23 protein-coding genes are annotated in these 25,271 nt (G+C 69.7%); 13 read left to right on the top strand and 10 right to left on the bottom strand.

Annotated elements, in window-relative coordinates:
* Positions 1-238: 238 nt before the first annotated feature.
* The 8 genes from K7862_RS04080 to rsmI all read right to left on the bottom strand — a co-directional run bounded on the left by K7862_RS04080 (position 239) and on the right by rsmI (position 9,856).
* The gene (locus K7862_RS04080; protein WP_222960679.1) at positions 239-913 is read right to left on the bottom strand and encodes a response regulator transcription factor; all 675 of its coding nucleotides are present in this window, start codon (positions 911-913) and stop codon (positions 239-241) included.
* A 293-nt stretch (positions 914-1,206) separates the two neighbouring features.
* On the bottom strand, positions 1,207-2,940 hold the full coding sequence (locus tag K7862_RS04075) for an outer membrane protein assembly factor BamB family protein (protein WP_222960678.1): 1,734 nt from the start codon (positions 2,938-2,940) through the stop codon (positions 1,207-1,209).
* Positions 2,941-3,179: 239 nt separating this feature from the next.
* Positions 3,180-4,970: an ABC-F family ATP-binding cassette domain-containing protein gene (locus K7862_RS04070; protein ID WP_222960677.1), complete on the bottom strand. Its 1,791-nt coding sequence runs from the start codon at positions 4,968-4,970 to the stop codon at positions 3,180-3,182.
* Positions 4,971-5,216: 246 nt separating this feature from the next.
* Positions 5,217-6,128: a 4-(cytidine 5'-diphospho)-2-C-methyl-D-erythritol kinase gene (locus K7862_RS04065; protein WP_222960676.1), complete on the bottom strand. Its 912-nt coding sequence runs from the start codon at positions 6,126-6,128 to the stop codon at positions 5,217-5,219.
* Positions 6,129-6,294: 166 nt separating this feature from the next.
* Positions 6,295-7,194, bottom strand: coding sequence for a 16S rRNA (adenine(1518)-N(6)/adenine(1519)-N(6))-dimethyltransferase RsmA (gene rsmA, locus K7862_RS04060; RefSeq protein ID WP_222960675.1), 900 nt, complete (start codon positions 7,192-7,194; stop codon positions 6,295-6,297).
* A gap of 60 nt (positions 7,195-7,254) precedes the next feature.
* A complete protein-coding gene (locus tag K7862_RS04055; protein WP_222960672.1) occupies positions 7,255-8,229 on the bottom strand; it encodes a TatD family hydrolase in 975 nt (324 codons plus the stop codon).
* Between the two features lie 58 nt (positions 8,230-8,287).
* Positions 8,288-8,692, bottom strand: a complete 405-nt coding sequence (locus K7862_RS04050; RefSeq protein WP_222960670.1) for a hypothetical protein — start codon at positions 8,690-8,692, stop codon at positions 8,288-8,290.
* 300 nt (positions 8,693-8,992) lie between these two features.
* A complete protein-coding gene (rsmI, locus tag K7862_RS04045; RefSeq protein ID WP_222960668.1) occupies positions 8,993-9,856 on the bottom strand; it encodes a 16S rRNA (cytidine(1402)-2'-O)-methyltransferase in 864 nt (287 codons plus the stop codon).
* Between the two features lie 356 nt (positions 9,857-10,212).
* Between rsmI and K7862_RS04040 the strand changes: the two genes are divergently transcribed.
* The 3 genes from K7862_RS04040 (at position 10,213) to K7862_RS04030 (ending at position 15,430) form a co-directional block, all read left to right on the top strand.
* A complete protein-coding gene (locus tag K7862_RS04040; protein ID WP_222960666.1) occupies positions 10,213-11,937 on the top strand; it encodes a dolichyl-phosphate-mannose--protein mannosyltransferase in 1,725 nt (574 codons plus the stop codon).
* Positions 11,938-12,429: 492 nt separating this feature from the next.
* On the top strand, positions 12,430-12,840 hold the full coding sequence (locus K7862_RS04035) for a hypothetical protein (RefSeq protein WP_222960656.1): 411 nt from the start codon (positions 12,430-12,432) through the stop codon (positions 12,838-12,840).
* Position 12,841: 1 nt separating this feature from the next.
* A complete protein-coding gene (locus K7862_RS04030) occupies positions 12,842-15,430 on the top strand; it encodes an SEL1-like repeat protein (RefSeq protein WP_222960654.1) in 2,589 nt (862 codons plus the stop codon).
* Positions 15,431-15,506: 76 nt separating this feature from the next.
* Here K7862_RS04030 and K7862_RS04025 read toward each other — a convergent pair whose 3' ends face one another.
* Together K7862_RS04025 and K7862_RS04020 are read right to left on the bottom strand one after the other, a co-directional pair.
* Positions 15,507-15,959, bottom strand: coding sequence for a GNAT family N-acetyltransferase (locus K7862_RS04025; protein WP_308011831.1), 453 nt, complete (start codon positions 15,957-15,959; stop codon positions 15,507-15,509).
* Positions 15,960-16,003: 44 nt separating this feature from the next.
* Positions 16,004-16,870 carry a GntR family transcriptional regulator gene (locus tag K7862_RS04020; protein ID WP_262412621.1) on the bottom strand — a complete coding sequence of 289 codons (867 nt, stop codon included), beginning with the start codon at positions 16,868-16,870 and terminating at the stop codon, positions 16,004-16,006.
* A gap of 341 nt (positions 16,871-17,211) precedes the next feature.
* Here K7862_RS04020 and K7862_RS04015 point away from each other — a divergent pair, with 341 nt between their 5' ends.
* From K7862_RS04015 to K7862_RS03970, 10 genes are all read left to right on the top strand, one after another.
* The gene (locus K7862_RS04015) at positions 17,212-17,508 is read left to right on the top strand and encodes a hypothetical protein (RefSeq protein ID WP_222960650.1); all 297 of its coding nucleotides are present in this window, start codon (positions 17,212-17,214) and stop codon (positions 17,506-17,508) included.
* A complete protein-coding gene (locus tag K7862_RS04010; RefSeq protein ID WP_222960648.1) occupies positions 17,505-18,407 on the top strand; it encodes a protein spdB in 903 nt (300 codons plus the stop codon). The genes K7862_RS04015 and K7862_RS04010 overlap by 4 nt, the downstream gene beginning before the upstream one ends.
* On the top strand, positions 18,404-18,769 hold the full coding sequence (locus K7862_RS04005; protein WP_222960646.1) for a hypothetical protein: 366 nt from the start codon (positions 18,404-18,406) through the stop codon (positions 18,767-18,769). Before K7862_RS04010 ends, K7862_RS04005 begins: the two co-directional genes overlap by 4 nt.
* Positions 18,766-18,948, top strand: a complete 183-nt coding sequence (locus K7862_RS04000; protein WP_308011830.1) for a DUF6257 family protein — start codon at positions 18,766-18,768, stop codon at positions 18,946-18,948. The genes K7862_RS04005 and K7862_RS04000 overlap by 4 nt, the downstream gene beginning before the upstream one ends.
* Before the next feature lie 86 nt (positions 18,949-19,034).
* The gene (locus K7862_RS03995) at positions 19,035-21,197 is read left to right on the top strand and encodes an FtsK/SpoIIIE domain-containing protein (protein WP_222960644.1); all 2,163 of its coding nucleotides are present in this window, start codon (positions 19,035-19,037) and stop codon (positions 21,195-21,197) included.
* A gap of 205 nt (positions 21,198-21,402) precedes the next feature.
* Entirely contained in the window at positions 21,403-21,729 is a 327-nt protein-coding gene (locus tag K7862_RS03990; RefSeq protein ID WP_222960643.1) for an RRQRL motif-containing zinc-binding protein, read from the top strand.
* The gene (locus K7862_RS03985; protein WP_222960642.1) at positions 21,726-22,517 is read left to right on the top strand and encodes a deazapurine DNA modification protein DpdA family protein; all 792 of its coding nucleotides are present in this window, start codon (positions 21,726-21,728) and stop codon (positions 22,515-22,517) included. Before K7862_RS03990 ends, K7862_RS03985 begins: the two co-directional genes overlap by 4 nt.
* 13 nt (positions 22,518-22,530) lie before the next feature.
* Positions 22,531-22,851: a hypothetical protein gene (locus K7862_RS03980; RefSeq protein ID WP_222960641.1), complete on the top strand. Its 321-nt coding sequence runs from the start codon at positions 22,531-22,533 to the stop codon at positions 22,849-22,851.
* 81 nt (positions 22,852-22,932) lie between these two features.
* Positions 22,933-23,754, top strand: coding sequence for a bifunctional DNA primase/polymerase (locus tag K7862_RS03975; RefSeq protein WP_222960640.1), 822 nt, complete (start codon positions 22,933-22,935; stop codon positions 23,752-23,754).
* Positions 23,755-23,756: 2 nt separating this feature from the next.
* Complete coding sequence (locus K7862_RS03970; protein ID WP_222960898.1) at positions 23,757-25,232, top strand: AICE element replication initiation protein; 1,476 nt, start codon at positions 23,757-23,759, stop codon at positions 25,230-25,232.
* Positions 25,233-25,271 lie beyond the last annotated feature (39 nt).

Here is a 25,271-nt window from a genome sequence, read left to right as displayed (position 1 = left end):
CCTGCGGCACCTCACACCCTGTGCACTCAACAGAACCGCACACAATGAACCACAACAGAACAGTTGAGTCAATGCGCGGGGCAGCACGAAGTTCATGGCGGGCAGAGACGCTCAGCGAAAGCCCGGTACGGGCACAAACAAACAAAGCCGAACAGGAGTCGAACACGTCGGGGAGGCGGTGCGAGGGAATCGGCGCGCATCCCGGCGGAGGAGCCGGGGCGGACCCGTCAGGCCCGCGTCAGGCCCGGTCGCCCGCCGCGCGCTCCAGCAGCCCGGTCCGGGCGGCCAGCGCCGCCGCCTCCAGCCGGGAGCCCACTCCCAGCTTCATCAGCACCCGCTGCACATGGGTGCGCGCGGTGCTGGGCGCGATCCGCATCCCCGCCGCGATCACCCGCGTGTCCTCGCCCTCGGCGACCCGCACCAGCACCTCGACCTCGCGCGGCGTCAGCATCTCCAGCAGCCGCACGCCCTCGTCGTCGGGCTGCCGCGCCGGGTTGAGCAGTTCGGCGAACGCGCCCTGCAGCAGGCCCGGCGCCACCGCCACCTCACCCGCCCGTGCCTTGGCCATCGCCCGCTCGACACCCTCGATGCGCTCGTCGTGCCGCACGTATCCCGAGGCGCCCGCGGCGAACGCCGCCGCTATCCCCCGCGGATCGGGCACCGGACCCAGCACCACCACGGCGACCGCGGGCCGCTCCCGCTTGATCCGTACCACCGGATCGAACACCCCCGGCTCCGACGGCGCCGCGGTGCCCAGCAGGCACACCTCCGGTGAGCGGCTCAGCACCAGTTCCGCGGCGCCCTGCGCGGGCGCGGCCGCCGCCAGCACCCGGTGACCGCGCAGCTTCAGAGCAGAGGCCAGCGCCTCGGCGAGCAGCCGGTGGTCGTCGACCACGACGAGCCGTAGACCCATCTCGGGAATCCCCCATCCCCCGGAACCCGGACCGCCGCCGGTCCCGTTTGCCCAGTGCATACCGCGGCGGGACCGGTTCCAACCATGCCCCTGGCACAGACCCGCTCCATCCGCCGCGAAGCTACACGGTCCGGGAACCGCGCGCGCCCCCAACCGGCGGATACGTTCCGGCAATTCCGGAAACGTGACCCCGGCAGGGGGCGCGTGATGCTGCCGGCGGGCGGGCCGGGAGCCGGACGACAGCCGGGCGGGGACCGCCGACGAGTGGCGGCCGCCGCCCGGTTGACCGGCCGTCAGCCGAAGGCGACCACGTACTTCTGGTCGGTGTTGCCCGCGTACATCGTCCGGTTGATCATGTAGAACTGGCCGCCGTTCCACTCCGGGTACTCACCGGTCCCGGCCGTGTCCAGCGTGTCGTAGGCCTCCTTGGGGAAGGTCGCGTAAGGGGAGATCGCGCCGGTCGCCGGGTCGACCGTGACCAGCGCGCCCTGCACCCCGTAGTCCGCCGGCTCGTAGGCCAGCACCTTGTCCCCGGCGAAGCTCAGGCCGGTGATGCCGTGCTTGTCGCTGGGCCGCGCGACCCACTTCTGCTTGCCGTCCGCCAGGCCGAACGCCACGATGCCGGCCAGCACCTGGCCGTTGGCGTCGGGCCGCCCCTGCAGGGACAGATACACCGTGTCCTGGGACACCAGCACGTTGTGCACCGAGTCCTGCTCGGTGCCGTCGGTGTCGATGTCGTACTTGTCGGTGCCCAGCGAGATCCGCGACTTCAGACGGCCGTTGTCGAGCACGGCCACGTCGGTCTTCAGCTTGGTCTCGGTACCGAGGATCACCACCACCGGGTCGGTCGACACCACCGCGGTGACCTGCGTGCCGGACGGCGCCGTCCACGACCACTTCGGCTTGCCGCCGTTCGCCGTGTCGATCACCTGCACCTTGTAGGTCGTCCAGCCGCAGTTGACGACCGCCACGAACTGCTTGCCGCCCGCGTACCCGCCGTCCTTGCACTCGCCGTCGCCGCCCTGCCACAGCGTCTTCTGGTCGCTCAGCCGGTACGCGACCGAGCCCTCCAGCCAGGAGACGCCGACGGTGTCCCCGCTGATCGCCATCTCGCTGTAGTCGAAGGTGCTCTTGCCGGCGCCCGCCCCGCCCGGCAGCTCCTTGGTCCACGCCGCCTTGCCGGTCGTCAGGTCGATGACCATGATCTTGTCGCAGAAGGAGCCGTACTGGATCGCGGTCAGGTTGTTGAACGACTCGCGGGAGGCGGTGCAGTCGCCGCTGGACGGCGCGGGCAGCGTCCAGGCCGGGGCACCGGTCGACTTGTCGTAGGCCACGACCTTGCCGATCTGGTTCTTCACCACGTACTTGTCGGTGTACCAGACCCCGACGACGTCCTTCAGGTTGTCCTTCTCGGCCACCGTGTCGCCGTTGACCTGCCACTTGAGCGTCAGCGCGGAGTTGTGGCCGCCGCCGGTCGGGCCGCCGCTGGCGCTCTTCGTGCCGCCCGTGGACGCCTGATGCGTGGGCTTGCCGTCCCCGCCGCCGCCCTTGGTCGCGAAGTACACGCCGCCACCGATGACCAGCACGGCCGCGACCACGGCCGCCACGATCACGACCACCTTGTTCTTCGACCCGCCGCCCGCGGGCGCCCCCGGGTACGGCTGCGGGTACCCGCCGGGCGGCGGGGTCTGCCCGTAGCCGTAGGGCTGCTGGCCGTACGGCGGTTGCTGGCCGTACGGCTGCTGCGCGTAGCCCTGCTGCGGGGCCGGGTAGCCGTAGCCGGGCGGCGGCGCCTGCTGCCCGCTCGGGTACGGCGGGGGCGGCTGCTGCTGCGGGAACTGCGCCTGCGGGTAGGCCGGTTGCGTCGGCGCCGCGTACGGGTTCTGACCCGGCGGCACCGGCGCGGCGTACGGGTTGTCACCGGCCGGCGGAACCGGCGGCGGCGCCTGCGGGCCGACCTGGGTCGGAGTCGGCGGCGCCGGGTACCCGTACCCGCCGCCCGCGGGGGCCTGCTGCTCCTTCTGCAACCCCGGTGGCGGGGGCGGCGCCTGGCCGGCCGGCGGCGTCTGCGGCGGGCCCTGCGGCGGAGGCGGAGGCGCGGCACCGTCCGGCGCCCCGAACCGGGGCGGATTTCCAGGGGGCGGGGGCGGCTGCGACATCAGCAGGGTCCTCTTCGTACATCGGATCGGGGTGGGTGGGCGGTCACTCTTTCTACCACCCGCCCGACACGCCGCAGCCGGCCCACCGCGGTTCCGTTACCGCCCTGCTACACGTCCTCGGCCAGCTCCAGCCAGCGGCTCTCCAGGAGTTCGCGTTCGTCGCGCAGGGAGCGGAGTTCGGCGTCGAGGGTCGCGACCTTCTCGAAGTCGGTCGCGTTCTCCGCGATTTGGGCGTGCAGGCGGCTCTCGCGGTCGCCGATCTTGTCCAACTGGCGCTCGACGCGCTGCAGTTCCTTCTTGGCAGCCCGGGTGTCGGCGGCCGGCTTCTCCTTGGCCGCGGGCGGCGGGGGCGTGGCCGCCTCGATCGCGTGGCGGCGGCGCTCCAGGTACTCGTCGACGCCGCGCGGCAGCATCCGCAGGGTCCGGTCGCCGAGCAGCGCGTACGTCCGGTCGGTGGTGCGCTCCAGGAAGTAGCGGTCGTGGCTGATGACGATCATGGAGCCGGGCCAGCCGTCGAGGAGGTCCTCGAGCTGGGTGAGCGTCTCGATGTCGAGGTCGTTGGTCGGCTCGTCCAGGAACAGCACGTTGGGCTCGTCCATGAGCAGGCGCAGGAGCTGCAGTCGGCGGCGCTCACCGCCGGACAGGTCGCCGACGGGCGTCCACTGCTTCTCCTTGGTGAAGCCGAAGTGCTCGCAGAGCTGGCCGGCGGTCATCTCGCGGCCCTTGCCGAGGTCGACGCGCTGCCGCACCGACTCCACGGCCTGCAGGACGCGCTGGGCCGGGTCGAGCTCGGCGACCTCCTGCGAGAGGTAGGCGAGCTTGACGGTCTTGCCGACGACCACCCGGCCGTGCGCGGGCTGCTCGTCGCCGTCGCTGCGGGCGGCGTCGGCCAGGGCCCGCAGGAACGAGGTCTTGCCCGCGCCGTTGACGCCGACCAGGCCGAAGCGGTCGCCGGGGCCGAGCTGCCAGGTGACGTGGGCGAGGAGTTCCTTGGGACCGGCGGTGACGGTGACGTTCTCCAGGCCGAACACCGTCTTGCCGAGGCGGGAGTTGGCGAACTTCATCAGCTCCGCGGTGTCGCGCGGCGGCGGGACGTCCTCGATGAGCGCGTTGGCCGCCTCGATCCGGAAGCGCGGCTTGGAGGTCCGGGCGGGGGCGCCGCGGCGCAGCCAGGCCAGCTCCTTGCGGACCAGGTTCTGCCGCTTGGCCTCCTCGGTGGCGGCGATCCGCTCGCGTTCGGCGCGGGCGAAGACGTAGTCGCTGTAGCCGCCCTCGTACTCGTAGACGGCGCCGCGCTGCACGTCCCACATGCGGGTGCAGACCTGGTCGAGGAACCAGCGGTCGTGGGTGACGCAGACGAGGGCCGAGCGGCGGGCCTGGAGGTGGCCGGCGAGCCAGGCGATGCCTTCGACGTCGAGGTGGTTGGTCGGCTCGTCGAGGACGATCAGGTCCTGCTCCTGGATGAGCAGGCGGGCCAGGGCGATGCGCCGGCGCTCACCGCCGGACAGCGGGCCGATGACGGTGTCGAGGCCGTCGGGGAAGCCGGGCAGGTCGAGCGAGCCGAACAGGCCGGTCAGGACGTCGCGGATCCGGGAGTCGCCCGCCCAGTCGTGGTCCGGCCGGTCGCCGACGATCTCGTGCCGGACGGTGGCCGTGGGGTCGAGGGTGTCGCCCTGGGTCAGCACGCCGAAGCGCAGTCCGCCCTGGTGGGTGACGCGGCCGGAGTCGGGCTCCTCGAGCTTGGCGAGGATCCGGATGAGTGTGGTCTTGCCGTCGCCGTTGCGGCCGACGACGCCGATGCGGTCGCCCTCCGAGACGCCCAGACTCAGCGAGTCCAGCAGCGTGCGGGTCCCGTAGGTCTTGCCGACGCCTTCGACATTGACGAGATTGACGGCCACGTCGGCGGTTCTCCACGCTTCACTCGGGTGTACGGCCTTCCAGCCTACTGGCCCACCACGGGGGGCCGGTCCCCCGCGGGGGTGCGGCAGCCGAGGGAGGCCGGGACTGCCGGGCAACCGAGGGAGGCCGGGGCCGCCCGGCCTCCGGGACGGAGACCCGCCCGAGACCAACCTCAGGCCGTGCCGGGGCCGCCCGGCTTCCGGGACGGAGACCCGGCCGGGGCCGGGCTCAGGCCGGTCCGGGCCTCAGGCCACGACGGAGGCGCCGGGGGCCGGGGACGTGGCGGCGCGGGCGGAGGACCCGAGGGTGGCGGCGATCTTGCCGGCGGTGTCGGCGTCGGGCGCGAGGAACGCGCAGGTGGGCCCGGAACCGGACACGATCGCGGCCAGCGCGCCTGCCTCGGTGCCGGCCTGGAGCGTGCCGGCCAGCTCGGGCCGCAGGGACAGGGCGGCCGCCTGGAGGTCGTTGTGCAGGGCGGCGGCCAGCGCGTGCACGTCGCCGTCGCGCAGCGCGGACAGCAGACGCGGGTCGGCCTCCGGCACGGGGACGTCCCCGGCGGCGTCGCCGGTGCCCTGCTCGCGCCGCAGCCGGTCGCACTCGCGGTAGACCGCGGGCGTGGACAGGCCGCCGTCGGCGACGGCGAAGACCCAGGAGAAGGAGCCGCCGACCTCGAGCGGGGTGAGGATCTCGCCGCGCCCGACCCCGAGCGCGGCGCCGCCGGCCAGGCTGAACGGAACGTCGCTGCCGAGTTCGGCGCAGATCGCCAGCAGGTCGGCGCGGGAGGAGCCCAGGCCCCAGAGGGTGTCGCAGGCGAGCAGCGCGGCGGCCGCGTCGGCGCTGCCGCCGGCCATGCCGCCGGCGACCGGGATGTCCTTGCCGATGTGCAGGTGCACGCGCGGCGTGATGTTGTGGCGCTCGGCGAGGGCGACGGCGGCGCGGGCAGCGAGGTTCGACGCGTCGAGCGGCACGGACGCGATGTCCGGCCCCTCGCCGGTGATGCGCAACTCCTGGGCCGGGGTCGCGGTCACGTGGTCGTAGAGGCCGACGGCCAGGAACACATTGGCCAGGTCGTGGAAACCGTCCGGCCGGCGCCCGCCCACGGCGAGCTGGACGTTGACCTTGGCGGGAACGCGGACGGTCACGGCGTTGACGCTCACGGGCGGACGCTCCTCGGGGACGGTGACGGTACGGCACGGGCTGCGGGGGTCGCGGCCCCACGGACGGAAGCGGCGGGCTCCGGCACGACGGAGCCGCGGGCGCGGGCGACGGGGCGTGCTTCGTCGCGGCCGGGCGCGGGCGGCGCCGGCGTCACGGCTGGCGGCGTCACGGGCGGACCGCCCGGGCCCCCGCGGCCTCGGCGGGCCGGTGCTCGGCGATCGCGGCGAACTCCTCGACGGTCAGGGCCTCGCCGCGGGCCTGCGGTGAGATCCCGGCGGCGACCAGCGCGGCCTCCGCGGCCGGCGCGGACCCCGCCCAGCCGGCCAGGGCGGCGCGCAGCGTCTTGCGCCGCTGGGCGAACGCGGCGTCGACGGCGGCGAACACCGCCTCGCGCGACGCGGTGGTGCTCGGCGGATCGCGCCGGACGAGCGACACCAGGCCGGAGTCCACGTGCGGCGCGGGCCAGAAGACGTTGCGCCCGATCGCGCCGGCCCGCCGGACCTCGGCGTACCAGTTGGCCTTCACCGACGGCACGCCGTAGACCTTGTTGCCGGGCTGCGCGGCCAGCCGGTCGGCGACCTCGGACTGGACCATGACCAGGGTGCGTTCGATGGTCGGGAAGGTCGCCAGCATGTGCAGCAGCACCGGGACCGCCACGTTGTAGGGCAGGTTCGCCACCAGGGTGGTCGGCGGCGGCCCTGGCAGTTCGGTGACCTGCATGGCGTCGCTGTGGACGAGCGCGAAGCGGTCGGCACGCTCCGGCAGGCGGGCGGCCACCGTGGCGGGCAGCGCACCGGCCAGCACGTCGTCGATCTCGATGGCCGTGACGCGGTCGGCGGCCTCCAGCAGCCCCAGCGTCAGCGACCCGAGGCCGGGGCCGACCTCCACGACGGTGTCCTCCGGCCGCACCCCCGCGGTCCTGACGATGCGCCGCACGGTGTTCGCGTCGATGACGAAGTTCTGGCCGCGCTGCTTGGTCGGGCGCACGCCCAGCGCGGCGGCCAGCTCGCGGATGTCGGCCGGGCCGAGCAGGGAGTCCTGGTCGTCGGGGGGTGTCGTACTCACACCGCAAGGTTATCGGCCCGCCGGGCGGCCCCCCGGCACCGGAGGACCGCCCGGCGCCCGTCAGTAGTCGAAGGCCCTGGCGGTGTTCGCGGCGATCGCCTCGGCCAGCGTGTCCTCGCCGATCCCGCGGGCCTCGGCCATCGCCCGCACGGTGAGCGGGATGAGGTAGGGCGCGTTGGGGCGGCCGCGGAAGGGCACCGGCGTCAGGAACGGCGCGTCGGTCTCCACCAGCAGCCGGTCCAGCGGGGCGACGGCGACGGCGTCCCGCAGGTTCTGCGCGTTCTTGTAGCTGACCGTCCCGGCGAAGGAGAGGTAGTAGCCGTGCTCGGCGCACACCCGGGCCATCGCGGCGTCACCGGAGAAGCAGTGGAAGACCACGGTGTCCGGCGCGCCCTCCTCGTCGAGGATGCGCAGCACGTCGTCGTGTGCCTCCCGGTCGTGGATGACCAGGGCCTTGCCGTGCTGCTTGGCGATGGCGATGTGGCGGCGGAAGGAGTGGTGCTGGGCGGCGACGCCCTCGGGGCCGGTCCGGTAGTAGTCCAGGCCGGTCTCGCCGACGGCGCGGACCTGCGGCAGGGCGGCGAGCGCGTCGATCTCGTCGAGCGCCTCGTCCAGGGCGGCCGTGCCGCCGCCGTCGCGGGTGCGGCCGGCGGCGCGCGGCGAGCCGGCCTCGGCGTCGCCGTGGACGATCCGCGGGGCCTCGTTGGGGTGCAGGGCCACCGCGGCCCAGACGGCCGGGTGGGCGGCGGCGGTCTCGGCGGCCCACCGCGAGCCGGGCAGATCGCAGCCGACCTGGATGAGCGTGGTGACGCCGACCGCGGCGGCCGCGGCGAGCGCCTCCTCGACGGTGCCGGACTGCATGTCCAGGTGGGTGTGCGAGTCGGCGACGGCGATCCGCAGCGGCTCGGGGGCGGGCGGGGCGGCCTTCCTGCGGTCCGCGTCCTTCGCCGCCGGGGTCGTCGCCCGCGCCGGGGCGGGGGCGCCGGTGGAGCCGGTGCCGCCCGCGGGATTGCTGTGCTCTTCGTGCGTCGCCATGCGCCCGATCCTAGGGACCCCGGCGGCCGGGCGTCGGCGGCGGCCGGGCGTCAGACCGTCACGGCGTCATCCGGGGCCCGGAGCCCTCGGCGTCCCGCGGCGCACGGCCCTGCTTGCGGTGCATCAGGTGCAGGGTCGGCCAGTGGCGGGTGCGGTGCACGCCGCGCTCGCGGTCGCTGTGCTCCAGCGTCCAGCGCTGCGCCACGGCGTGCGAGACCTGCCCGGACCCCATGATGCGCACCCGGTGACCGTCGCAGTTGTCGCAGGTGGGCCGCGTCAGCGGTGAGGGCACCTCGACGCCCTCGGCGCGGTAGGTGACGTACGGGCGCCCCGCGGTGTCCTTGTGGTGCTCGATCTCGTACGTCTGCTCCCAGCAGTGCCCGCAGTTCATGCAGGCGAACGAGTACGCCTCGGTGACGGTCTGTCCTTCCGTGCCGCGGTCGCTTCCGACGGTGTCGCTCATGGCAGCTCCTGCGTGCCCTCCGAGCGAGGTGCCCGGACCGGGACTTCCCACCTCCCAGCGAACGCCTCCCGGACGGATACCGCAGCCCAGCATCCGACTCTTGGGGGAGATTTGGCGCGTATGTGGAAGTTGGGGGCTGTTGCTTTGCCTTGTCCCAAGTCTAGGTCCGCCGGGTGCCCTCCGGACGGGCCTGTGGACGAAGCCCGGAACCTGTGGACAACGGGGGCGATGATCACACGGCCGGGCCGTCAGACGGTCAGGTGATCAGACGGTCGGGTGGTCTGGTGGTCGGCCGTGCCGTCAGGCGGTGCCGTGCTTGGCGGCCACCACGGCGTCGAACACCTCGCGCTTGGGCACGCCCGCCTCCGCCGCGACCGCCGCGATCGCCTCCTTGCGCCGCTCCCCCGCCGCCTCGCGGGCCGCGACCCTGCGCACCAGCTCGGCCGGTTCCAGGTCGCCGGGACCGGGCTCCGGAGCGCCCTCGACCACCACGGTGATCTCGCCGCGCACCCCGTCGGCCGCCCACTGCGCCAGCTCCCCCAGCGGACCGCGCCGGACCTCCTCGTACGTCTTGGTCAGCTCGCGGCACACCGCGGCCCGCCGCTCGGACCCGAACACCTCGGCCATGGCGGCGAGCGCGTCGGCGATCCGGTGCGGCGCCTCGAAGTAGACCAGGGTGCGGCGGTCGGCGGCCACCTCCCGGAGCCGGGCCGCGCGCTCACCCGCCTTGCGCGGCAGGAAGCCCTCGAAGCAGAACCGGTCGACCGGCAGCCCGGACAGCGCGAGGGCGGTCAGCACCGCCGACGGGCCGGGCACCGCGGTGACGCGAATGCCGTGTTCGACCGCGGCGGCCACCAGCCGGTAGCCGGGGTCGGACACCGACGGCATGCCCGCGTCCGTGACGAGCACCACGCGCGCCCCGCCGAGCAGCGCCTCCACCAGCTCGGGCGTCCGGCCCGCCTCGTTGCCCTCGAAGTACGAGACCACCCGGCCGCCGATCTCCACCTGCAGGGCCTGGGCCAGCCGCCGCAGCCGCCGGGTGTCCTCCGCGGCGACCACGTCCGCGCCCGCCAGCTCGGTCACCAGCCGGGGCGGGGCGTCCGCGGGGTCGCCGATGGGGGTTCCGGCCAGGACGAGGACGCCTTCGGCTGCGCTGCTGTTCACCCCGGCATCCTCCCACCGGCGGCGACCCGGCCCCGCACGGGCGGGCCGCGGGCCACGCCGGCGGACGCGGTCGAGGCCGGGAGCGAGTGCCTTCGGCCGCGGGTGCGTGTGCTTTCGAGCACGGCGGCGGGCGGTCCGGCCCGCCGGCGCGGCAGTCCCGCGACCAGGGAGCGGCCGGCCGGGGACGAGGGGCGGGCAGGCCCCGCGACCAGGCACCCCGCGGTTGCCGGGCACGGAGACGGCCGGCCGAGCGCCCACAGGCCGGCGGCGGGGCCGTCACACGGAGATAGGGGGCAAATACCGCCGCCCTCCGCCGGGCACATCGCTTTCTCAGGTGGTTTCCCTACGATGGCCCGGTGACGAGTGACACCGCGACGCAGGACCGCGTCGACGAGGAGGTCCGGGTGCAGGCCGACGCCAGTCCCTGGGCGCGGCGCCTGCGTCGCTTCGGCTACGCCGAGCGTCCCCGGACCGACACCCGCGAACGCCTGGTCCCGCCCTTTCCCGAGCCCGGGACCCGCATGTGGGAGATGCTGGGCCTCGGCCCGGTGGCGGCCCACCGGCTGGCGCGGTGGTCGGGCTGGCTCGGTCCGCTGCTCGTCGCCGCCGTCGCCGGCGGCATCCGTTTCTGGCACCTGGGCAGCCCGCGCGAGGTCGTCTTCGACGAGACGTACTACGCCAAGGACGCCTGGGCGCTGCTGAAGCTCGGCTACGAGGGCAGCTGGCCGGACGGCAAGATCTCCAACCCTCAGATCCTGGCGCACCCGCAGACCATCCCCCTCTCCGACGCCCCCGGCTATGTCGTGCACCCGCCGATGGGCAAGTGGGTGATCGCGGCCGGCGAGTGGATGTTCGGCCTGAACCCGTTCGGCTGGCGCTTCATGATGGCGCTGCTCGGCAGCCTGTCGGTGCTGATGCTGTGCCGGATCGGGCGGCGGCTGTTCCGTTCGACGGCGCTGGGCTGCGTGGCCGGGACGCTGATGGCGGTGGACGGCCTGCACTACGTGATGAGCCGGATCGCGCTGCTCGACCTGGTGATCATGTTCTTCGCGCTGGCGGCGTTCGGGTGCCTGCTGATCGACCGGGACTGGGCCAGAGCCAGACTGGCGGCGGCGCTGCCGGTCGGCGAGGACGGCTTCGCCGGGCCCGACCAGCACACGGGCGACCGGGCGGGCATGGGCTGGCGGCCGTGGCGGCTCGCGGCGGGCTTCTTCCTGGGACTGGCCGCGGCCAGCAAGTGGAACGGCCTGTACTTCCTGGCCTTCTTCATGATCATGACCGTGCTGTGGGACGTCGGCTCGCGCCGTCTGGCCGGGGCGCGGCGCCCGCACCTGGCGGTGCTGCGGAAGGACCTCGGCTGGTCGGTGCTGTCGATGCTGCCGGTCGCGCTGGTCACCTACCTGCTGACGTGGACCGGCTGGTTCGTCACCGGCAACGGCTACTTCCGGCACTGGGCCGACGACCGCGGCGGCACCTGGTCGTGGATCCCGGCGCCGCTGCGCAGCCTGTGGCACTACGAGCACGAGGTCTACAAGTTCAACGTCGGCCTGCACACCCCGCACCCGTACCAGTCCAACCCGTGGAGCTGGATCGTGCTGGGGCGGCCGGTGTCGTACTACTTCGAGTCGCCGAAGTACGGGCAGGACGGCTGCCACACGACGTCCGGCTGCTCGCGGGAGATCCTGGCGCTGGGGACGCCGCTGCTGTGGTGGTCGGCGTGCTTCGCGATCGTCTATCTGCTGTTCCGGTGGGCGATGCGGCGCGACTGGCGGGCCGGCGCGATCCTGTGCGCGCTGGGCGCCGGGTGGCTGCCGTGGTTCCACTACCAGGACCGGACGATCTTCTACTTCTACGCGGTGGCGTTCGTCCCCTACCTGTGCCTGGCGGTGGCGATGATGGTGGGCGCGTTCCTCGGCCCACCGGGCGCCAGTGAGGGCCGCCGGATGTGGGGCGCGGTGGGCGCCGGCACCCTCGTCCTGCTCATCATCTGGAACTTCATCTACTTCTTCCCGATCTACACGGGCATGACGATCCCCTACTCCGGGTGGCAGGCCAGAATGTGGCTCGACTCCTGGATCTAGCCAGGTCGGCGAGCTGAAACCAGACGACGCGGGGCCCCGCACCGGTACGCCGGGCGCGGGGCCCCCGGTCGTTGTTGGTGGTCCATGGTGGCCCTGGGCCGTGGTCAGACGGCCCAGGGACGGCCCAGGAAGGTACGCAATGGGCGTCTTTACACGGAGCCGGTTACATCCCTCCCGAGCAGGCGCTTCGCCTCAACACCTGGGCAGGGGGGATGATCATGTCGCGGCCACCACAAGAACCGTTCCGGGTCTGAGCCGGCGGACGGACGTCCAGCCAGCCGGGGGTGGGCTGAGCAACTCGGACGCAACTTTGAGGTGGCCACCTTGTCCTTCATCTTCTCGTGACTCTCACAAGATCAGGCTCGCCATCTGCACCTTCGATGGCATCACCCCCTCGACTCAACGGAGCAAGCATCTTTGCTCAATCGCGCGACATACCGCCGCACGCAACGCTAGCCTCGGCAAAGGTAGCTACGTGTGTAGGGGGGAACCGTGAACGAGTTGGAACTTGCTCAGTTTGCAGCGCCAGCTGCACAAACACTTTTGGCGACAATGCTCACTGACGGGTGGAACGCCGCTAAGGGGCGACTCATTCACATTTTTTCTAGAACGGAAGGGGACCCCCAAACGGCTGGGCAAAGCCTTGACGAACTTCGGCAGCGGGCGATTGCAAACAACTCTCCTGAAGCGCTTGAGCAGAGGAGAAGCGAAGTATTCGCCCTCCTGTGCACAGCGATTTCCAGAGACCCCGGCGCGATAGCCCCTCTAAAGGAGCTACTCAGGGATCTGGAAGACAGTTCCGCACCAGTTAAGGCGAGAGAAATTCACCAGAGCGCAACGGTTCAAGATAACGGCGTGAATTTCCAGCAGATCAGCGGCATCCAGAATTACCGCAAGAGCTAAAATGGAACCTGAATCTGAATGGGAAGCTGCCGGTTCATCTAAGCCGTCTCAATCTGCTGACGTTCACGATCACGGAACGGCCTTCCAGCAAAATCACGGCGTCCAAATCTACTACGCCAGCCGCGGAGCAAGATCGCCGGAAGAGTTGGCCAATACTGCACATCTGCTCGCCCTAGACAGGACTCTCCGCTTCCGGGAATATCGCGACCCTGTAAGCTTTGGCGTACACCCAGCGGCTACATGGAACCAAACTCAATTTCCAGAGTACGTGCGCAGGGATATCGATGAGGACCTCTACGCCGTATTGCAGCCAGGCGCATTCGTACTGCTCGTAGGCGACCCCACATCGGGGAAGTCACGCACTGCTTTCGAGGCCATCAAAAGTAAATTTCCCGAATATCTCGCATTTCGGCCAGAAGATGGACTGGAGTTTGCAGAGTGTGTGGCCTTTGCGCGGTCGCGCGACAAAGTGATCTGGCTTGACGAACTCGATAGGTTCCTTAGCCGCCCATCCATTTCGACGAGCACGCTGGATGAAGCATTGCGGTCTGGCGCCGTCCTCATCGGGACTATGCGCGCTGATCAATTAGACTTGCTGTCACCTCGACACGAAAGAGGTCATAGCGCCGAGGCTAGAGCCCTTGTCAGGGCAGCCAGAGGGGTCACGGCGAGGGCTCACATACTCTACATAGACCGGCAATGGAGCGATGACGAGGTAAAGCGGGCAAGTCGGTCTAAAGACCCGCGAGTAAAGGACGCAAGCCGCTACGCATCCGAGTATGGGATCGCAGAATATCTGGCGGCGGGCCCGCAGCTTTATCGCGAATGGCAGAATGCCTGGTCGCCAGGCCTTCACCCTCGCGGCGCCGCCCTTGTTTCAGCTGCGGTCGATTTGAGACGCGCCGGGGTCCGGGAGCCCATTTCTAAACAACTGCTAGAACGACTGCATGCCATCTACCTAGATAAGCGTGGCGGATCTCGCCTACGTCCCGAGTCTCTGCTTGATGCCATCCATTGGGCACTCGAGCCCCTACATGCTACAAGCAGCTTGCTAATACCAGTAGGGGAAGAAACATATAGATCTTTCGAGTACCTTGCGGAAGCCCATGCTCGCGACAAAAAAGACCCATCACTACCACAGGAAGTATGGGATTCGGCTGTCGATGACTTTTCCCTAGAGGTCACGCATAGCGTAGGACATAGAGCCGAAAAGGCAGCCAAATACGACTACGCATCCCGCGCATACGAGCGTCTGGCATCTGCCGGTATTTCCGAGGGCTCATTCCACCTAGGCTACATATCCGCCAAGCGCGACGACCTGGAAGAGGCCGAGTTTTGGTACCGCAAGGCGATCTCTCAGGGAAGTTTACTAGCCAAGAACAACCTGGGCTTGGTACTGAGTCGCTCCGGTCGCGAAGACGAAGCGTCATATTGGTTTCTAGAGGCAGCCCAAGAGGGCGACGGTCACGCGATGCGCAACCTCGGAAACTATTTTCTAGTTCACGACCAATTGGATGAAGCAAAAGAACTATTTCTTTCTTTTGCGCAGAAAGATTCGCCCGTAGCAAAGACTGTACTGGGGCGCCTTTGCATTCATCAAGACGACTACCGGAAAGCCGAGGAGTGGCTTCGGCAGGCGATTGACGAAGGCGATAACGATGACGCTTGGTTCTTCTTGGGTGTCGCACAAGAAGAAAATGGGGACCTAGAGGCAGCTTCCTCTTCCTACCGGCAGGCGATAAGGGCCGGCAACGCTGAAGCGGCGAACAACTTGGCCGGGGTTCTCAACCAGCTAGGCGAGCCAGAGGAGGCAGAGTCTCTCTACCGCGAACGCTTGGCTCAGGCTGACGATAAGTATGCCGCCTTCAATCTCGCTGCCCTGCTAGCAAAGAATGGCCGTGCGAACGAAGCAGAAGAGTTGTACAGAAAAGCGATAGCTATGGGTTCGGAGTACGCAAAAAACAATCTGGCACTACTTCTGGAGAAGGCCGATCGCGACGAAGAAGCTGACGCACTATTTCGTGAAGCAGCCGCCGACGGAGATGTGCGAGCGATGGCTAATCTTTCTACTCGCTGCCGCAAGAGCCGGGATCCGCGCGAAGCCCTGTCTTGGATCAACCAAGCTCTAGCCTCCGGAAAGCCCGAGTACTACATCGAGATGGGAATGGTTCAAGAGGCGCTCATGGAGCCAAATAAGGCCATGCTCTGGTATCGACGCGCCATGGATGCTGGGCAATACCGAGGCGCCACCGCCCTAGGATTTCTGTACGAGAGACAAGGAAAAATCAAGGCTGCAACCAGGATTTACGCTAAGGCGGCACAGAATGGCGAGGGCCATGCGCTCTACCATTTGGGTCAGCTCTGCCTCCGTAAACGAGATTACGAAAAGGCGCGCACATACCTAGTGGAGGCAAATAAGAAAGGGGAGCCCGTCTCTCACATGCTTGCCTACCTGGCACTCAGGGACGGCGACCCAGCCCGAGCTCGCGAGCTGATGGATAGTGTGTCGTATGATCTGACCCCGGCATATGAGATGGTTCGAAACATGATCAACTATGACGAGGAAAGCACTGGCCGCCGCACCACTTAAGCCCTCATCGAACGGACTGGCATCGTGGTGGCGCTGTCTTGGTGCAGCGAGTGGGTACAGGCCCGTAGACGAGACTTCAGCGGGTTGGCCGCTGGAAGAGCGCTCCAGAACCTCGATGGGGCAGGTTGATCACCCGTATAAGCGTGAAGCCCTGGCTCTCGTAGTAACGGTGCAGTCCAAGGTTGTCTTTCCATGCGTCGAGCCTCAGCCACGCCTTACCCATCAAAGCAGCACGGTCTGACGCCCATCGCAGCAGGGCACCACCGACACCAAAGCCAGCGAAGTCGCGGGCGACGGCCATGCGGTGCACGTATAGGGCGTTCCCGGGTTCGTCCACCGCGGTCCAGAACTCCGGGTCGGCGTGGTTATCCAATTGCAGGGTGGCGATGGGCCGCCCCTCCACTTCGGCGAGGAAGACCTCGCCGCGGTGGAGGGCTGCCGTGATGCGGTCGCGGTGTGGGGGGAACTGCCACTGATCGATGCCCCGCGAGGCAAGCCACTCGCTCACCTCTATGAGCAGGCTCTCCACGGTTGTGAGTTCGTCAGGTTGAGCGGGCCGGATGTGCAAGGGGGTCATGCTTCCCCGTCCGGCGCTTCCCAACGGCGTTCGTACGACACGACGTGCCTATCCCCCGGCAGCGTCGTGATCGCGACGCGGACCGGCTTGCCCTTCTCCGTGAACCCTGTCGTGAGGTGGACACCGACCGGCGTTCCGGGTCCCAGGTCCAGGCGGTGCACCTCGTCTGGGACCGGCATCCGCACGTACAGCTCGTCCAGCGCACGCACCTGGCGGTAGCCGAGGTCCGCCAGCACCTCGTTGGCTCCCCGCGTTATGTTCTCCGGCCGCATGATCTCCGAGTCGCGGACGATGCTCAGCGGGAAGTAGCTGTCGTTCGTGTTGAACGGCTCGCCATCCAGGTACCGGACCCGCTTGCGCACCGCGACGAGCTCGCCCGGCTCCAGCCGCAGGCGCTTGGCCACGTCGGCCGGCGGCTCCACGATGGCAACCTCGATCTCCTGCCGGGGTTCGCGTCCCTCCGCGCTGTACTCCGTCACGAAGGCGTCCATCTCTGGCGTGTACGGCCGCTCACGGAACTCCGCCTGCGGGCGGAATACCATCGGCTGCCGTCGCCGCACGAAGTGCCCTTGCGGTCGCGCTGAGACGACAAGCCCTTCGTTGACGAGGAGGCCCAGCGCCTTGCGCACGGTCTCGCGTGAGACGCCGTACTCCTCCCGGAGCTCTGCCTCCGTCGGGAGCTTGGCGCCCGGGGCCAGTTGTCCGGTGTCGATCTGACTGCGGATGACGTCCGCAATCTGCTGGTACATCGGGTTTCGCCCGAGTCGGTTCACCGTCACGCCTCCATGAAAGCCGCAGGTTGTAGGCATTGTCCAGTCAATGCGGGCATTGCCCTTGACGACGCCACCTCTCGCTGCCAACATCCTGACTGTAGCCATTGTACGGACAATAGCTACATCGAACGGCCCTTCTTTGGGCTGCTCGGATGCGCCTGGAGGGCTCCGTGACACGGGTCCGAAGGAAGCGCTGGTTGCTTGAGAACTCCATACCGGGTCCCGTCTCCCCGAGTCGAAAAGGCGGATTGCGTGGCTGTTGAGCTGCGCGTTTGCAGACCTGTGCTGCACGTCGTCCACCGCGCCTGTCGTGGCGGTGGTCGGCGTGCGGCCGCAGGAAGCACCCCAGAACGGCGAACGCCCCCGGAGGTGCAACTCCGGGGGCGCTTGTTCGGGCCGTTCCCCTATCTACCTAGGAGAGTGCACGACCCATGAGAAGTATCGTCGCTGGTCACGTGGCCGCCAACGCCACGGAGTTCGTTGAGCTCGCTATCGGTACCCCGCTGGACCTGTGGCTGGGCGAGGAGGGCGAGAGCGAGGAAGAGCGCGCCGCCCGCCTGGCCGCCGCGCGCGACATCCTCGCCGACGACCCGAGCCTGTACGACCGCACCACCGCACTGGCCGTCGAGACCATCGGCCGCACGATGCCGGAGCTCCTGAACCTCGTCCCGGCCCGCCCCACCGTCCCGGCCCGCCGCCGCCCGCGGGGAAAGCAGGTGGCGGCATGAACCGCACCCGGAAGAACCTCAAGCGGCTGTTGACGGTCGCGCCGGCCGTCGCCATGACGCTCGTGTCCATGGTCCTCACCCTGGCCGTGGTCGTGATGTGGCTGGGCCAGTCAATGCCGTGGCAGGTCGCCCTGGTCGTCGGTCTCGGCCTGGACGGCGGATGGCTCTCAACCCTCGCCTACGAGCGTCGCCTTGCCGCACAGGGCGACCATTCCCGCCCCGTTACCGCGGTCGGCTGGTCGTTCGGCGTGCTCGCGACCGCTGTTCTGGTCGCTCACGCGCTGCTCGCCGAAGCCTCCGCGGGTGCGTGGCTGGCCGTCGCCTGGCTGCCCCTGGCTGCGAAGGCGCTGTGGCTTGTCCACAGCCTGTGGGAGCGCACCGCGCTTACCGCAGGGGCGCTGGACAAGATCAGCACTATCCAGCAAGAGGCGCGCGATGAAGCCGCCGTGGCGCGGGCTCGGCTGCAGGCCGACGCCACGACCGAAGAGACCCGCCTGACCGCCGTGACGGAGGCAGGCGCGCGCGTCGCCAAGGTGCAGGCCGCTACCGCCGCCGCGCTCTCGGAGGCGTGGGCGGTGCTGGAAAAGGCACGTCTGGACGACAAGTCTGCGGCGGCTCTGGCCAGCGTGACCGGCCGTGTCACGCCCGGCTCACAGCCGATGTGGGAACTGCCGGTGTGGGGCCCGGTTGAGCCGCTACCGGCCCTGCCCGCGCTGGACGCGCCCGCGCTGTCGGATGACGAACTGGACTCGATCATCGGGCAGATCCTCGCCTCCCAGACCCCGCCGCCTTCCTACCGCGAGGCCGCTTCCCGCTTCCGCGCTGCCGGTCACAGCGCCTCAGAGACCCGGCTGCGGGCGTCGTGGAAGCGCCTGACGGCCGATGGCGCAACCGGATGACCCCCGCCGACCCCCACCTGACCCGGAAGACCGGAGGCACCGACGTGTCCGAGATCGGCAAGGCTTCCGCCGAAGCGGTGGAAGCCGCCCGGCAGGGCGACCAGTTCGCGGTCATCGTGGCCGCGCTGCAAGCCCAGCACATCATCAACGCCCAACAGGCTCCGGCCCCGCCCGCGCCGATCGTCATCCAGAAGTCCGGCGCCGGTCAGGCAGGTAAGTGGCTGGCCATCGCGGTCGGCGGCTCGATGCTCATGGTCACCGTGGCGTTCGCTGCGGTGGCGCTGGCCATCGCCGCCGCGTGCATCGCGTTGGTGGCGCTGGTCGTCTACGGCATCTACCGCGACATCCGGGGGCGGAAGTGATCCGCACCCATCCCGACGACCCGCCGCTGACCGGCGCGGAAGCCGCCCGCGTGGCGTGGCTGATCGCCCGTATGGCCAAGCGTGGCGTTGCGGGTGAGGACGTTGATCAGCGCGACCTGCAACGCAAGCTCGATCGCATCTTGGACGGCGCACGCAAGCGCGCCGACGCCAGCAAGTGAATCCGCCCCGGACCGGCCGCCTATCCGCCAAGACATCCGGCCGGCCCGGGCCCCACACCTCATGCCAGAGAGCAGGGAAGCCCAGCATGACCGAGATCATCGACATCAGCACACGACGGGCCCGGCCCGTCACCGACCTCACCAAGCACGACACCGACCCCACCTCTGCGGACGCTCCGCGGGTGCTGGAGGGCGTCGTCATCCCCTCCGACGAACGCCCCGCCGCGCGGCCCACGGGGGTGCGCCTCAAGCGTGCCGCGGGTGTGACGCTGCACGTCGTCACCCACGACCGCACTAAGACCGGTGTACGACTTGCTGCCCGCCACACCGCCTATGTGGTGGGGGGTGCTCGCATCGTGGCAAAGCGCGCGTGGGATGCGCGCACGGTCGCCCGACATGAGCGGATGATGCGCGCCGCTGAGGCAGCCGGTCAACACGAGGTGGCCCTGGAGTGGGCGCAGGCGGCAGCCAAGGCCCGCGAGGACCGCCACAAGCGCCGTATGGAGCTGCTGACCGCCGCCCCGCGGGTGGTGAAGTCCGCTGCGGTCGGCACCACAGGAACCGCGGGCGGCCTGCTGGCCCTGGGCATCGTGCTGGCCATCGCCGAGAAGCAGCCGGGCCTGACCATCGCCCCGATCATGTTCACCATCCACGCGATAAGCACGCTGGTGTGGCTGGCGTCGATCGTGTGGGGACCTGCGACGTTCTTCGGACCGTGGCTGGGTCTCGCGGCGCTTTGGAACATCGGCCGCAAGGGGCAGTCCGCGCCGAACTGGGCCCTGCCCGCCTCCGAGCAGGAGCAGCGGGATGTGGTGCCGGATGAGGGCGCGATCCTGGACGCCCTGCGGCACCTGGGTATCGGTCCGCTCAACCAGGCTTTCAAGGCTGGTTGGCAGGCCCGATGGGTCCAGCCGACGACCCGGCTGGGGAAGGGCTGGCACACCCAGTTGCAGCTCCCGATGGGCGTCACTGTCGAGATGATCAACAAGCACAAGGACGTGCTCGCCCACAACCTGCTGCGCCTGCCCGTCGAGGTGTGGCCGACCGAGCCCAGCACCGCACCCGGCACCCTCGATCTGTGGGTGGCTGACCAGGGTTCACTGTCCGGGAAGGTGCCCGCCTGGCCCCTGCTCACGGAGGGGTCCGCGGACTACTTCAAGGGCGTTCCGGTCGGTGTCTCGCAGCGTGGGGAGCCGGTCATGGGCAAGCTCATGGCCTCCAACTACATGGTCGGCGGCATCATGGGCTCGGGTAAGTCGTCCCTGGTCGTGGGCCTGCTGCTGGGCGCGATGCTCGACCCGCTGGTCGAGATCGACGTCTACGTCATGGCCTACAACGTGGACTACGACCCGATGCGTGAGCGTCTGCGCACGCTGGTCAAGGGCGACGAGGACGAGCAGGTCAAAGACGCCCTGTATGCGCTGCGGGACCTGCGCGACGAGGTGACCCGCCGCGGCAAGCTGCTGGAGGAGATGGGCGGGGAGACCGTCAAGCTCACCCGCGACCTTGCCGAACGCGACCCGCGCATGCGTCCGCGCGTGGTGGTGTTCGATGAGTGCCACGAGCTGTTCGAGCACAAGAAGTACGGTGAGGAAGCCGCTGAGCTGGCCATCAAGGTGCTCAAGAAGGCCCGGAAGGTCGGCATCACGCTGGTGTTCGTCACCGTCTCCCCGACCGCGTCCAGCATCCCGAAGGACGTCACCCGCAACACCTCCCATCGGGTGGCGTTCGCGGTCGGAGACCACGTCGCCAACGACGGTCTGCTGGGCACCGGCAAGCACCGCGCCGGCATCACCGCCACCACCCTCAACCCCGCCGAAAACATCGGCACCGCCCTCACGGTCGGCTTCACGTCGAACGCGTTCGAGCTGGTCCGGGCCTACTACGTCCGCAAGGACGCCGAGGTCGACCAGGTGACACCCGTGGTCCAGCGGGCGTTGGCACTGCGCGAAGGCATCACGCCCGCCGCTGCTGCCGATGCTCCGGTCGGTGTTGTGGTGGACCACCTCGCCGACATCTACGCGGTGCTCGGGCAGGCGGAGCGGATGCGCACCCAAGAGGTGCTGCACCGCCTCTCCGAGCGCAACGGCCGCGAGTACCGGGAGTGGACGTTCGCCGATCTGCGCGAGGTCCTCGCCCCCTCCGGCGCGGTCCGCAAGTCCGATGGGCGCATGGTCGTGGACCGGGGCAGGGTCCGTGAGGCACTGGACGACCGGACCGAGAACACCGCCGAGAGTGACGCTGAGTGAAGGGAGGCGGTCAGGGAGGCAGGGAGTTCTCCCTGACTGCCTCCCTGACCCCGCCTCCCTGACCTGATCAGCACGAACACCCGCACAGGGAGTCAGGGAGGCACCCGGCCCGGACCTGCGGAAACCCCCGACAACCCGGGTTCCCAGGGTCCCCCATGCCTCCCTCCCTGCACACACAGTCACCAACACGGGAGGAGAAGCGCACGTGCCTGCCCTGCCCGTCTACCCCTACCGATGCGCCCCCGATGGCCTGCTGACCCGCCGCCAGTCACGTGCGGCAGGCCTACGCCCGGGCGGCGTCGATCCCGTCGCTGAGATCCGCTGGCGACGCGGACGACGCTATGCACTCCTCTACGACCGCAGCCGCGCGAAGCCCGTCCGGCCGATGACCGCGGGCCGCTGGCACGCGCTGTCCGCGGCGATGCGGGCCCGCCGCACCTGCTCCACCTGCCGCCGCGATCGCGGCTACGTCATCCCCCGCTCGCTGGGCTGCTGCTGGCCCTGCGCCGACGCCTCGAAGGAGGCCGCGTGAGGTTCTACCTGACCACCCACAAACGGCACTGGGTCACCCTCACCGACGTGCCGCTGTTCTTGAAGTACGAGCACTTCGGCGTGGGCACCGCCCGCAGCCTGCCGCGTGCCATCGGCCGCTACGCCATCGACTCCGGTGGCTTCACCATCCTCCAGCGCTTCGGCACCTGGACCATCACCCCGCAGCACTACGTGGACGACCTGCGGCGCATCCGCGATCAGGTCGGCCCGTTCGACTGGGCCGCACCCCAGGACTGGATGTGCGAACCCGCGATCATCCACGGCGGCACCTTCGCAGGACAGACCTTCACCGGCACCGGCCTATCCGTGGCCGAACACCAACACCGCACCGTCGCCAACTACCTGCACCTGCGCGAGTTGGCCCCGGACCTGCCGATCGTGCCCGTCCTCCAGGGCTGGGAGCTCCCGGACTACGAACACTGCGTCGGTCTCTACCAGCGCGCCGGCATCGACCTCACCCGCGAACCCCTCGTCGGCCTCGGGTCGGTCTGCCGCCGCCAATCCACCAACGACGGCGCCGCCATCGTCACCACCCTGGCCGCGCACGGCATACCCCTGCACGGCTTCGGCTTCAAAACCCTCGGCCTCCAGCGCGTAGGCCACCTCATGGCATCCGCCGACTCCGCCGCCTGGTCCTACCACGCCCGCAGACGACCCCCCATGCCCGGCCACACCACCCACAAGAACTGCGCCAACTGCCTGCCCTACGCCCTCAACTGGCGCACCAAAGTCCTGACCGGACTCCCCGCCAACATCCCGCCTGTGTGATCAGGAGACCCGCGTGAACGAGGCCTTCACATCCACCACGGCCCGCTGCCCGGTAGCCCACCCCGACGACCACACGCCGTGCACCGGGGCCCCAGCCGTCACCATCCTGGACGCCACCAACGCAGGCGCGAACGGCTGCGAGCATCACGCCGCGCGACTGCTGGCGTCCCTGAACGGCGGGCGCGTCTACGCCCTGCCCGACGCCCCGAAGGGTGCGGCCCTTCGGGTCTTCACCGCCGCCGCCGACATCAACCCCTTCCCCTGGGTGACCGGCGTGCCCCGCACCCGCCCCGAACAACTCAGCCTCAACGAACGTGCCCGGCAAGCCCGATGACGCTCGGGGCGACCGCCTCTCGCCAAAGACCGCGGTCGCCCCTCACTCCCAGCACCAACCAAGGAACTGGAGACATCCAGCATGACCGATCCGACCGCACTGCGTCTTGCGTCCAGTGGCGTGCCCGTGCTGCCGCTACGCAAGGGCAAAGTGCCCTTCGCGAACTGCCCCGCGTGTGCGCGCAACGCATGCGGCGGCCGACCGAACATGAAGACCCCCGGCCCGTGCGCCTGCCCGCGCCCGTGCCACGGATGGGCCGCCGCCACCACCGACCCCACCATCCTGGCCTCCCGGCCGTGGGCGAACGCGTGGCGCCGGGCCGTCTGTATCGCCTATCACCCGGGCGGTGCTGGGCTGACGGTGGTGGACCTGGACAACGCGGCGGCCATCGAGTGGGCCCGCGACACCCTGCCCGCCACCCGGACGGTTCCGACGACCCGCGGTGAGCACTGGATCTACCGCGGGGCGATGCAGTCTGCGAACGCGGTCCGGCCGGGCGTGGACATCAAGTCCACGATGGCCTACGCCCGCTGGCTGGGCCACGGCACGGGCATGCTGGCGGATCTGCCGGATGCCGTGCGCGCTCTGGCGGTGAAAGCGCCCGCCGCTGTGCGACCGGTTGCCGTGCCCGCGCCGGCCGGTGCGGGTGCCTGCCCGCACCGCACGCCGACCTACTTGGAACGCGGTATCGCGATGGCTGAACAGACCATCACGGCCGCGTCCGCGGGCGTGCACGCCACGGTCTACCGCACGTTCCTCGCGGTGCTGTCCGCCCATGGCCGGTGCGGGTGCCTCACCGACGCCCACATCGCCCGGCTGTTCACCGCCGCGCAGGCCAAAGGCGAGAGTGCCCGCCACTGCACCGACGCATGGACCAACGCCCGAGCACGGTTGGGGGTGTGATCGTGTCGGACGACGAGAAGAACCCCGCACGCGAGATCATCGCCGACTACGCCCGCGCGCACTTCCGGTACTTCCGCACCGCCGACGGGACCGTCTACGCGCAGAAGAACGGCCACCCTGTTGCCCGTCCCATCCGCTCCCAGGGCACGACGGGCAGCCACCGACAGGAACTCATGGTGGGGCTGTTCAAGGACGGTTGCGGAGTCTTCAACGGCACCGCTCTGAAAGAGGCGCTGGACCTGATCGAAGCCCTGGCCCTGTCGGAGGAGGTGCAGCCGGTACACATCCGCGTCGCCCCCGGTTTCGACGGCGCGACGTGGCTGGACCTGGGACGCAACGACGGGCAGTCAGTCCGTATCCACCCCACCGGCTGGGACATCCAAACGCCCGACCCGCGCGAGGTGTGCTGGCGTCGCACCCAGCTCACTGGAGAACTCCCCCTGCCCGTCAAGGACACCGACGGCAAGGGCATCGATCTGCTGTTGGGCTTGTGCAACTTTGCCACCGCCGAGACCGAATGCCTGGCCATCGCGTGGCTGATCGGCTGCCTCGCCCCGTCCGTTCCCGTGCCGGCCCCGTTCCTCACCGGCCCGCAGGGCGCGGGCAAGTCCACCGGGGGGCGGATGCTGATCCGGATCATTGAGGGCATGAGCGGGGACCTGCGGCGCGCCCCGAAGGATGAAGAGAACCTGATCGCGGCCGTGGCTGCCGGATGGGTCACGGCGCTCGACAACCTCTCCCACATGACCCCCGACCTGTCGGATGCGATGTGCTGCATCGTGACCGGCGCGGAGAACGTCAAGCGGGCCCTGTTCACCGATGGGGATGTCTTCCGCGCCCGCTACCGCCGACCGCTGCTGCTGACCGGTATCGACGTGGGCGTGATCCGGCCGGACCTCGCTGAACGGCTCCTGCCGCTGCGGCTGGAGCGGCCCGGCGTCCGCCGCACGGAAGCGGAACTGTGGGCGGAGTACGCCGAAGCCCTACCCGTCATCCTTGGATCGCTCCTGGACCTGACGGTCAAGGTCCGTGCCGTTGCCGCGGAGACGCCCACAGACCTGCGGATGGCCGACTTCGCGCATCTGTGTGCGCAGCTCGACGGGGCCACCGGCATCGGGGCCCTGGCCGCGTACCGGGCCAGCCTGGATGACCTGAATGACGACGTGATCGAGGGGGACTTGCTCGCGCAGACAGTCCTCCAGCACGCCGAAACCATGACCCCGGGCATCGAGGAGCGGATGACCTCTACCGAGTGGCTGCAAACCCTCAGCCGCCTCTACAACGGCGAGGACTGCCGTCCCCTGCCCAAAGGGTGGCCGACTACGGGGAAGGTACTCTCCGACCGCCTCAAGCGCCTCCAGCCCACTCTGGCCGCCCGCGGGGTGCTCATCGACTCTGGCCGCACCAAGGAAGGCCGCTACCTCGAAATGAGCCGCCCCGCCGCACAACCGCCACCCGAGCAACAGGCAGCGTTCTGACGGCCGCTCGGGCGGACAAGCAAGAAGAGCACCAGCCGC

The sequence above is a fragment of the Actinacidiphila acidipaludis genome, assembly GCF_019890725.1.
In the GTDB taxonomy this organism is placed as follows: domain Bacteria; phylum Actinomycetota; class Actinomycetes; order Streptomycetales; family Streptomycetaceae; genus Actinacidiphila; species Actinacidiphila acidipaludis.
Note: the sequence above shows the minus strand (reverse complement) of the source record. Positions and strands in the feature narration are given on the sequence as shown.